Origin of the sequence: Paracoccus rhizosphaerae (assembly GCF_026162645.1) — a bacterium.
GTDB lineage: Bacteria > Pseudomonadota > Alphaproteobacteria > Rhodobacterales > Rhodobacteraceae > Paracoccus > Paracoccus rhizosphaerae.
In genome coordinates, this window is sequence record NZ_JAOTBE010000095.1 from 1 (window position 1) to 9042 (window position 9042).

The window sequence follows — 9042 nt, forward strand, 5'->3', positions numbered from 1 at the left end:
CGAAGATCGGCGGTGGCCGCCAGCGTCACACCCGACCGCACGCTGCGCTACGCCGGGGGCTCCGCGCGCGGCCTCCTACACCAAGCGTTGGGACACTACCGTTTACGATGACCTTGCGTGCCCGGTTCGGTGTCAAACAGGCCGCGAGTCCTCTGGACAGGTCGACCCCTCGGGCTTGCAAAAGCCGCAGCTGCGTAGATCGCTTGATGAAAGGCTGTCAGACCTGCCACTTCTGCCCGACAGCTTTGTCGGCGCGATGTTCGCGTGATCCCGCGCCAAGTCCGTCCCATCACAGACGCAAGCGCTGCGATCCCCATCGTGTGGACCACGAGCGCCGCAAGCAGCCCTCGCAGCCTCGGCCTCAGGCGCCCTCCAGCAGGCGGATCTTCAGCGCGCGGAAAGCGCTGCGCGCGCGGGACACGCGCTCGTGCTCCAGCATCTCCTCGATCTGCTGGCCCAGTTCGCGCAGGCGTGCCTCTCCCAGGCGCTGCGCCTCCTTGAACATGGATTCCTCCTCGGAGGAGGCATGGTGATCGACCGCCTGGTGGAGGGCACGAAGCTGCTGCTCGAACTCGGGCGAGGATGTCCCAAGGCGCAGCGTTACCGCCAGCATGTCCGCAAGCTGCTGGTGTTCCGCATGGGCGACGGGGACATCCTCGCTGACGGGGCGTACGGCAGGATAGAAGATCGCGTCCTCGACATGTTCGTGGATCTCGAGCTCTCCGGCCAGAAGGCGCATCATGTCTCGACGTTCGGGGTCGTCCGGCTGCATCCCTTCGATGGTCTCGAACAACCGGCGGAGCAGCTGGTGATGCTCGAACAGGACCTCGTCGGCCTTGCGCCCTTCGGGAAGCGCGCCTGCACCGGCCACGGCGTAGGCATGCCCGGCATCAACCTCTTCCGGCGTCAGCGCCTCGTCGCCGGGCTCGGGCACGTGGCGGATCTCGATTTGGTCCCCGCTGATGCGAACATCGTAACGCGGCTGGGGCGACGTCGAAGGCCCGTCGAGCACCCGACCCGTGGCCAGGCAATAGCGCGAGCCGTGCCAGGGGCAGACCAGGCCACCGTTCTGAACCCAGCCCTCGTCCAGCGGCCCGCCCATGTGCGAGCAGCGCGATCCCATCGCGTGAACCTGACCCCGATGAAGAACCAGAACCACGCCCACCATCGCCCGCGCGGCCTCGTCCCAGACCTCGACGCGGCGGGGTCGGTCTTCCTGCAGCGCGGCGACGGGCAGGACCGGCTGGAAGCCCCGCGGCTCGGGCGAGCGGTCCGCCTGGTCGACGCCGACACGACGTCGGTAGACAAGGTGACCGCCCAGATAGGCGCCTGCCGCCAATGCCAGCCATCCGGCGCCGCTGGCTGCGCGGCCAATACCTCGACGTCCCTTGCGGCGCAGCGCCAGCGATCCGACCGTCAGGCCGAGCGCGGCAGAGTTCAATGCCGCATGCCCAAGGCCCGTCCGCCGGTCGCGCCCATGGATCTGACGCCAGTCAGCCAGTCCCGCCGCACTTGCAACAACAGCACCCGCCACACCGACCTTTAGCGCCAGGTCCGCGGCCTCGCCCAGCCGCCGCTGCGGCGCCAGCCCCAGTGCCTCGGCGCCGTCGAGAGCGAGGGCCATGGTCCAGGTCCCGACGGGAACGGTCGCCAGGATCGGATGCAGGGGATGGCCCAGCCAAGTGCCGTGCAGGACGTTCTGGATTGGCTGCGACGCCGTGCCGGTCACCTCGAGGACCGTGCTGACGACATCGGCGACTGCATAGGCAGGCGCGTCGAGCTGCTCGGCAGCCTCCAGTGCAGCGGGAAAGCGTTCGGTCAACGACGTCATGAAGGTCCTCCACCTGGCAGATTGGAAGCCATACCGATGTGTCGGCGCAGGCGCTTGCGGCACCCTCCTCCGCACATCACCAGCATAGGTTCCCGACCTGCATGTGCAAGTAAAGGCTGTCAGGGTCGCCGCTGGATCGGCGGTCGTCATCGCCCGCGCCATTCGATTGGGTCGCTTTCATGGCTCGGTCGATGAAGGGCTGTTCGATTGGGTGAAGCAGGCAGAGCAACCTGCTTGCGGCGGCTCAGGTGATGGGCGATCAGCATCGCCGGGGGCAAGCGATTCTACGCTGCCGCCATCGCGTCCAAAGCCACTGCGATTGTCTCGCGCCTTGACCCGAACCCGGCGAGCGGCGGTAAATGGCCGACGTCTGCCATCCGGTCACGGGCGGATCAATCCCAGTCTGCTTTTCTAGGGCCGCGACCTGTCCAGAGGCCCACCCTCCGCGGGGCGCCAGCCGTCAGCTGACGCCACGCTGCTTGTGCCGCGGCATGCCGGTCACGGCAGCCAGATCTCGACAGTGCCGTTCCGGGGCGACGGCCTGTAGTAGGTGAAGTCCGAGACGGTTTCCCGGCCGCCCGCGCCCAACATGCCGGCCAGATCGCCGATGACGCCGGACACCTCTCGGTCGGCGGCATGGAAATAGCGGATGCTCTGCCGGTCGACGGGATAGCGGACCGGGCGGGTCTCGACCTCTCCGGTGCCCATGGCGCGCAGAAGGCGGACCAGCTCTTGCGAGCGCTCGTAGCCGCCACGTTCGGGATAGTGAATGACGACCCGCGCCTCGGCCAGAGTCCTGGAAGACCCGTCGGCGGGGGGTACAAAAACGCGGGGGGCGGTCGGTGCGGCAGCGGGGGGCGACCGTCTCGGCGCCGCCTGCTCGACGGGCGTGCTCGGTTGCGGTGCGGCCTCGACCGGGGGCGCAGGCTTTTCAGGCGGTGCGGGTGCGGGCACGGGTGCGGGCGCAGGCTCCTCGGCGCGGCCCGGCACCGGGGGCAAATGCCGGAGGATGTCCTGCGCCGAGGGGATCCCGCCATCGTTTCCCTGCCCCATCGCCTGCGTGGCGACAAGTCCGGCAACGAACGCCGCTTTCGCGATGCGGGTCGTGGTAAGGATAAACCGATCAGTCATGACAGAACCTCACTCTCGATGCGCCGCCAGATCGAGGGCCGGCGGCGGAGACGTATCACAGGATGATCGGATGAATAACCTGACGATCCGTCCAGTCACGGCCATACTTCGAAACGCCGCTTCAGCGGCGAAATCCTGCCGGCAGATGATGTCGAACGGCCCTGACCCGCAGGCAATACCACCACAGGGATCAGCTGCGATCGACGTTTCCCGTCCCCATTACTGGCGGTGCAATCCCGCATGGGCGGAATGGAAGGGGCAATCCTCGCTCCCCGGTTCTTGACAAACCCGTGTTCACAAGCATTATCAAATGAACGGGAGATTGGTGCCGTGTTGTCATTTCGCTGTTTTCGCGTGGCCGGCCTGGCCGCATTCAGTCTGGTTGCCCTGCAAGGTTCTGCCTGGGGGCAGGCCGCATCCGATGATGCTGCAGCCCGCGCCCAGTCCCTGCGCCAGATCATCGCGGCGATGGAGCTTGAGGCCGCCGAGCTGGAGCCGCAGATCAGCGCCGCCCGCGCTGCGCTCGACTCGCTGAACGCGCAGATCGAAGACGCGACCGACCAGTTGGAGCAGCAGCGGAGCGACCTGACGACGCTTGAAGACGAAGGTCTTGATCAGGCGCGTATCGATGAGGCTCAGGCCGCCGAGGCGGAGTTGCAGTCCCGGATCGACGCCGCCAATTCCCAACTTACAGACCTGGTCGCGCAGATCGAGACCCGCCGCGCCGAGAGCGAGGAAGTGACCCGCGACCTTGAAGAGATGCGAGCGGCCGAGCAGCAGCAGGCTGACCGTCTGGCAACGCTCGAATCCCGTACTGCCGAGGCGTCCGCCCGCCAGGAGGATCAAGCCGCGCAGGACGCGGAGCGTGCCGATCTGCAGCAGGATCTGGACGAACTGCAGACGCAGACCGCGACCGTGCGCGCGGAACTTGCAGCCCTCGAGCAACAGCGAGAGGCGGCAGAAGCCGACGTGGCGGCTTCGCAGGAACTGGCGGCACAGATCGAGGCGCAGCAGGCTCAGGCCACCGAGCTGACCGACCAGATCCAGACGATGACCGCGGAACTGGCCGACCTGCAGCAGCAGCGAGAGGCGGCAGAAGCCGACGTGGCGGCTTCACAGGAACTGGCGGCGCAGATCGAAGCGCAGCAGGCTCAGGCCACCGAGCTGACCGACCAGATCCAGACCATGACGGCGGACCTCACCGACCTGCAGGAGCAGCGTCAGGCGGCAGAAATCGACGTGGCGGCTTCGCAGGAACTGGCGGCACAGATCGAAGCGCAGCAGGCGCAGTCCACTAAGCTGACCGACCAGATCCAGACCATGACCGCGGAACTCACCGACCTGCAGCAGCAGCGAGAGGCGGCCGTCGAGCCGCAACCGGAACCGGAACAGCCTGAACCCGCCGCGCCAGTCGTCGCTGTCGACGGCGACGAGGCGCTGCCGCCGCGCGATGCCGATCAGGTGGATGCCGTCCTGGCGACGACGCCGGGTCTTCCTCAGGCACCTGCGGCACGCGGACGGTTGCGCGACCTGCTTGTCGATGGCCAATGCGCCATCGATGCGCTGCGCGAGGTCCAGAACCCCATCAATCGCCAGGCGCTGCTGGTTCTGGTTAACCAGCTGGACGGATGCTGAAGCCCCTCCTACGGAAAGAAACGACGATGACCATGTTGAAGCTTCTGCAACGCCTCGCCCTCGGCATCTGCGCTGGTTCGGCCCTGGCGGCCGCGGGACAGGCCCAGGATACCCAGATGAGCATCATGACGGGCTCTCCCACCGGGACCTATATCCAGATCGGCCGCGACCTGAACAACCTGATGCAACAGTGCGGGCAAAGCCTCGAGGTGGTCGAATCCGCGGGGTCGCTGGAGAATTTCCTGGGCGTGCGCCAGCGGTCGAACACTCAGTTCGGCATCGTGCAGAGCGACGTGCTGGAATACATGCAGACGTTCGCCAGCGATGACCCGGCCGTCGCGCGCGCGATCGCCGGTGTCCGCATCGCCTTCCCGCTTTACGAGGAAGAGGTTCATATCCTGGCCCGCAACGATATCGCCAGCTTCAACGACCTGACCGGCAAGCGCGTGGCGATCGGGGTCGAGGACAGCGGCACGTTCCTGACGGCATCGCTGATGCTGTCGCTGGCCGGGATCGAGCCGTCAGAGACGCTGGCCATTGCACCGGGCGACGCCCTGCCACAACTGCAGGCCGGTGACCTGGATGCCTTCTTCTATGTCGCCGGGGCACCCGCGACGCTCTATTCCGAGAACGAGATCGACGCCGAGCAATTTCATCTGCTGCCGATCCAGAACGAAACGCTGGAGGCAGTCTATACGCCCGCGACGCTGGCAGGCGGAACCTATGACTTTCAGCCCGACCCGGTCGAACTGGTCGCGGTCAAGGCGGTGCTGATGACCTATGAGTTCGATCCGCGCGGAAACACCTATCATCAGGCCAGCTGCCGGGGCGTGTCGGACCTGTCATCGCTGCTTCTAACCGGAATCGACACGCTGCGCACCGATGGCCATGCCAAGTGGCAGGCGGTCGACCTGACGGACATTCCGCCAGGCTGGGACATCAGCACCTGCGTCAACCGCGGCCTTGATCCGGAGTACCAGCCGAACTGCACCCAGCCCGCGCCAGAAACGCCGCAGGACAGTGAGGCGAACGCCGTCTATCGCCGCAACATTTGCGCCGCCCTGGGCTGCTGATCAGGGGATGACGCGGTCGAAGCTGATCCAGGCCGATGCCGGCCCTTCGGTTCCGTCGGCCTGCATCGCGATGACCCTCCAGCGCGAAACCCGCTGCCGGACCAGAGCCGCCTGAAGCTCGGTTTCGAACTGCTGCACCTGGTCCGAGCCTGCGGCAACGAACTCCACCTTGTAACGGACGGGCTCGGCGCCCGGCGCCGCCTGCCAGTAAAGCTCTGTCCGGTTCCAGGGGAAGCGGACCTGCCGCTGCGGGACGGGCGCAACCAGGTCGGCAGGGTCAGCCGCTGCGCCATCTTCGGCCAGGATCGCAACCCGTTCAGCGGCCCCCTCGATATCGGGGGCGAGGCCATACCACGCCCGCGCCCTGTCCAAATCGACCGCGACCCCCGTCCCCGTCTCGTAAAGCTGGCCAAGGTAATAGGCCGCCCGCTGATTACCCCACAACGCCGCCCGCGTATAGAACGGGATGGCCGCTGCCGGATCCTCGGCACCGGCCGACAGCGCCTGAAGCAAAAGCGCCTGCGGGTCCACGTCTTTCTCCTCGACCACCGTATCGACCGGGGGCGCTGGCGGTTCAGGCTGCAACGCAGGCTCCACGGCCGGCGTTTCCGAATTGGCCGAGACCAGATCCCCCTGCACGGTCGCCGGATTGTCGGCGGGGATCATCAGGTTGCTGCCGACCACCAGCGCCGCAACCAGGCCGACGCTGGCGACGCCGAGGGTCAGCCACCTTCTGGTCCTGCCGGCGGCCAGATCGTCCTCGACATCCGTCCAATGATACCGCGGATCGGCGATAATATTCCCGAAATGCAGATCCTGCCGCTGGTCGGACGGGACGACGGCCTGCAAGGACTGACGCTCCTCGAACTCCTCGACGGTGGGCAGCGCCGGCAGCGGATAGGGCAGCGATCCGGCCTTGGCCATGAACGTCAGGCAGCGATGGACGGCCGGGGCGTCGATCTTGCCGTCGGGCGCGGGACGTAGCGTCGACAGGCAGCGCTGGACCAGAAGGTTGATGTTCACCGGATAGCCCTGCGAGGCCGCATGGAGCATCGCGACGCCTCTGGCATCGAAGGGCGAGCGGCCGCCGTGACAGGAACAGCCGGCGGCCCTGAACCGGTGGGCGATATAGTCGCCGGTCTCCGCCTCGGTGAACGGCTGCAGCCGCAGATGCCCTCCGATCCGCTGCTGGAGGGATTCGGGCGCGGGCCAGTCCAGCAGCGTGGCCAGATCCTCGGTTCCGACCAACAGGACATAGATCGGCAGCGGCAGACCGGGGCCAGCGGTCAGATCCTCCAGGAACTCCAACGATGACTTGGTCAATCGCTGCGCATCATCCACGACCAGAAGGCATGTCTGCCGGTTGGCCGAGCATCGCGCCAGAAGGTCCGCCAGCCCCTGCAGCGGATCGGCGGTCGTGATCCCAAGCGCCTTGGGCACCTCATCCGCCAGATCCACGCTGGCGGTCGCGCAATCAACCCAGCCGACCCGCATCCTGCGCCTGGTACGTTCGGCAAATTCGGACGCCAGCAGCGTCTTTCCGATACCCGGCGCGCCCAACAGCGCCAGGATCGGTCGCGGCCCACTGCTCCAGGCCGTGGCCATGGCCAGAATGTCGTGATGCTGATCACTGAAATACGGTCGCTGGCCTTGGGGCATTGTGGCGAAGCTGGGGCAAGGTGCCTTGAAGGGGTCATCGTCCATGGTCGTCTCCGCCAGCGGTGCAAGGGCCTGACGTCTTGGCGCGATTGCAAAACGGTCACACTACTACATTAACCATTTTTACCGAAGATGCCGCCGGGGTCCATCGCCAAGGGCAAGATTCGGCAGCATGGCCGGCGAGGAACCCAACCCGACGCGCGCATTCTGTGGTGCCCGGCGGTGAACCGGCTTGTACAGCGTCGATGGCGCGTGTCGAAGATGGCCATCGAGAGGATCGTGGCGCCTCTCCGGTCGGGCGCATTGCGCGAGCGGCCGCTGCGGACGGACGTTGGGGGTTGCATGAGCAGGATCGGACTGGACGCCGCGGACATCCGCGATCTTGCGGCCATCCAGCGGCGCGGACAGCTGAGCAAGGTCCGCCTGGCCGAGATGGTAAACCTTTCGCCGACGGCCTGCTGAACCCAGGTGGCGCGTCTCACGGGCGTCGGCCTGATCCGGGGATACCGCGCGGAGATCGTCCTTGAGCGGACCGCGAACGTCACCCATGTCATCGTGACCGTGTCGCTGGCCCAGCAACTCAACGTGCATTTCGTCCGATTGAAGCCCCATATCCGCGCCCTTGCCGAGATCACCGAACGCATCGCCACCGGCGGCGGAAATGACAATGAACTGCTGCTGGTTTCGTGGATACAGGGATTAGGTTTTCAGTCCCGGCATCTGGTGGATCAGACTGACGATGAATCTGCATGGCGCTGAACTCCAGATCTTGCAGAGCGATGAAGTCGTCGAGGCGCGTTCGCAGCTAATCGTGATCGTCGTGATGGAGGCGCTTGACGGTTGCCTCCTTGATCGTGCGGTTCATCCGCTCGACCTGACCGTTGGTCCAGGGATGCCTGACCTTTGTCGGCCTGTGCTCGATCCCACGTTCACGGCACAGGCGGCCAAATATGTGCTCGAAGGCGGTCGTATCGCAGCTGCGGTTTGCGACCTGCATGCCATTGTCGGTCAGCATCTTGTGGAGCCGGCAGGGAACTGCGGCAATCAGGGCGCGCAGGAACCGGGCTGCAGCCATCTTGCCGGCCATCTGGACAAGGCAAACGAAGGCGAACCTGCTGGTTCTGTCAATCGCCACAAAAAGATACAACTTGCCTTCGGCGGTCTGCACTTCGGCAATTATCGATGTGGAAGAACCCGATGGAGTAACGCTCGAACCGCTGACGTTTCGGCCTGTCGCCATCCACATCCGACAGGCATGATGTGTCATGTCATTGGAGACAACAATGCAAGGCCGAACGCGTCAGATGGGGAATGGATGGTTGCAGGGCATAGAGGCAGTCGTCCAGCGACAGCAGCGTGTGGCGCCCGAATGCCACGAATTACTTCTTCCTCCTCGTTCAGCACCGTTGAACGAGGCTCCTTGGGCTTCCACGCCTGGCCCAACCGCCCGATCAGCGCCCGCGAGATCCATGATGCCAAGCTGGTCACGGCGATCGCGACGAGCTTCAATGCTGCCGATTGGACCTGCAGCGCACGCCGCGTTGGCGCTATGTCCTAGAAAAAGGACTAGCCTGCAGCCTGCACCGGACCCTGTGGTCTTGCCCCCAATTCACCGGACACTCAGGCGTTTGCGGTTTGAGCTGAGATGAACTCGCGAGGCGAGCGCATTTTCAGCCCCGAGTGCGGGTGGTTTTCGTTGTACAACTCAATCAC

The 9042-nt window shown here is 65.6% G+C and carries 7 protein-coding genes and 1 pseudogene; 4 read left to right on the forward strand and 4 right to left on the reverse strand.

All coding sequences use genetic code 11. From position 1 onward, the window contains the following. Nucleotides 1-361 precede the first annotated feature (361 nt). Both OC184_RS18560 and OC184_RS18565 read right to left on the reverse strand, forming a co-directional pair. Nucleotides 362-1831, reverse strand: coding sequence for a Rieske 2Fe-2S domain-containing protein (locus OC184_RS18560; RefSeq protein ID WP_265508643.1), 1470 nt, complete (start codon nt 1829-1831; stop codon nt 362-364). Between the two features lie 498 nt (nt 1832-2329). Then, a complete protein-coding gene (locus OC184_RS18565) occupies nt 2330-2962 on the reverse strand; it encodes a hypothetical protein (protein WP_265508644.1) in 633 nt (210 codons plus the stop codon). 330 nt (nt 2963-3292) lie between these two features. Between OC184_RS18565 and OC184_RS18570 the strand changes: the two genes are divergently transcribed. Then, nucleotides 3293-4597: a coiled-coil domain-containing protein gene (locus OC184_RS18570; protein WP_265508645.1), complete on the forward strand. Its 1305-nt coding sequence runs from the start codon at nt 3293-3295 to the stop codon at nt 4595-4597. A 26-nt stretch (nt 4598-4623) separates the two neighbouring features. After that, nucleotides 4624-5670, forward strand: coding sequence for a TAXI family TRAP transporter solute-binding subunit (locus OC184_RS18575; RefSeq protein WP_265508646.1), 1047 nt, complete (start codon nt 4624-4626; stop codon nt 5668-5670). Here the strand turns inward: OC184_RS18575 and OC184_RS18580 are convergent, their stop codons facing one another. Next, nucleotides 5671-7374 carry an AAA family ATPase gene (locus tag OC184_RS18580; protein ID WP_265508647.1) on the reverse strand — a complete coding sequence of 568 codons (1704 nt, stop codon included), beginning with the start codon at nt 7372-7374 and terminating at the stop codon, nt 5671-5673. A gap of 297 nt (nt 7375-7671) precedes the next feature. Here OC184_RS18580 and OC184_RS18585 point away from each other — a divergent pair, with 297 nt between their 5' ends. Together OC184_RS18585 and OC184_RS18590 are read left to right on the forward strand one after the other, a co-directional pair. Beyond that, a complete protein-coding gene (locus tag OC184_RS18585; RefSeq protein WP_265508648.1) occupies nt 7672-7791 on the forward strand; it encodes an Lrp/AsnC family transcriptional regulator in 120 nt (39 codons plus the stop codon). 6 nt (nt 7792-7797) lie between these two features. After that, nucleotides 7798-8088: a hypothetical protein gene (locus tag OC184_RS18590; protein WP_265508649.1), complete on the forward strand. Its 291-nt coding sequence runs from the start codon at nt 7798-7800 to the stop codon at nt 8086-8088. Here OC184_RS18590 and OC184_RS18595 read toward each other — a convergent pair. Then, nucleotides 8029-8880 (reverse strand): annotated as a pseudogene (locus OC184_RS18595) (DDE-type integrase/transposase/recombinase). The gene OC184_RS18590 and the pseudogene OC184_RS18595 overlap by 60 nt on opposite strands. Nucleotides 8881-9042: the final 162 nt, after the last annotated feature.

What these genes read in the sequence shown, in the direction of transcription:
- OC184_RS18560 (WP_265508643.1), bottom strand. Translation starts at nt 1,831, where the DNA reads ATGACGTCGTTGACCGAACGCTTTCCCGCTGCACTGGAGGCTGCCGAG.
- OC184_RS18565 (WP_265508644.1), bottom strand. Translation starts at nt 2,962, where the DNA reads ATGACTGATCGGTTTATCCTTACCACGACCCGCATCGCGAAAGCGGCG.
- OC184_RS18575 (WP_265508646.1), top strand. Translation starts at nt 4,624, where the DNA reads ATGACCATGTTGAAGCTTCTGCAACGCCTCGCCCTCGGCATCTGCGCT.
- OC184_RS18580 (WP_265508647.1), bottom strand. Translation starts at nt 7,374, where the DNA reads ATGGACGATGACCCCTTCAAGGCACCTTGCCCCAGCTTCGCCACAATG.
- OC184_RS18585 (WP_265508648.1), top strand. Translation starts at nt 7,672, where the DNA reads ATGAGCAGGATCGGACTGGACGCCGCGGACATCCGCGATCTTGCGGCC.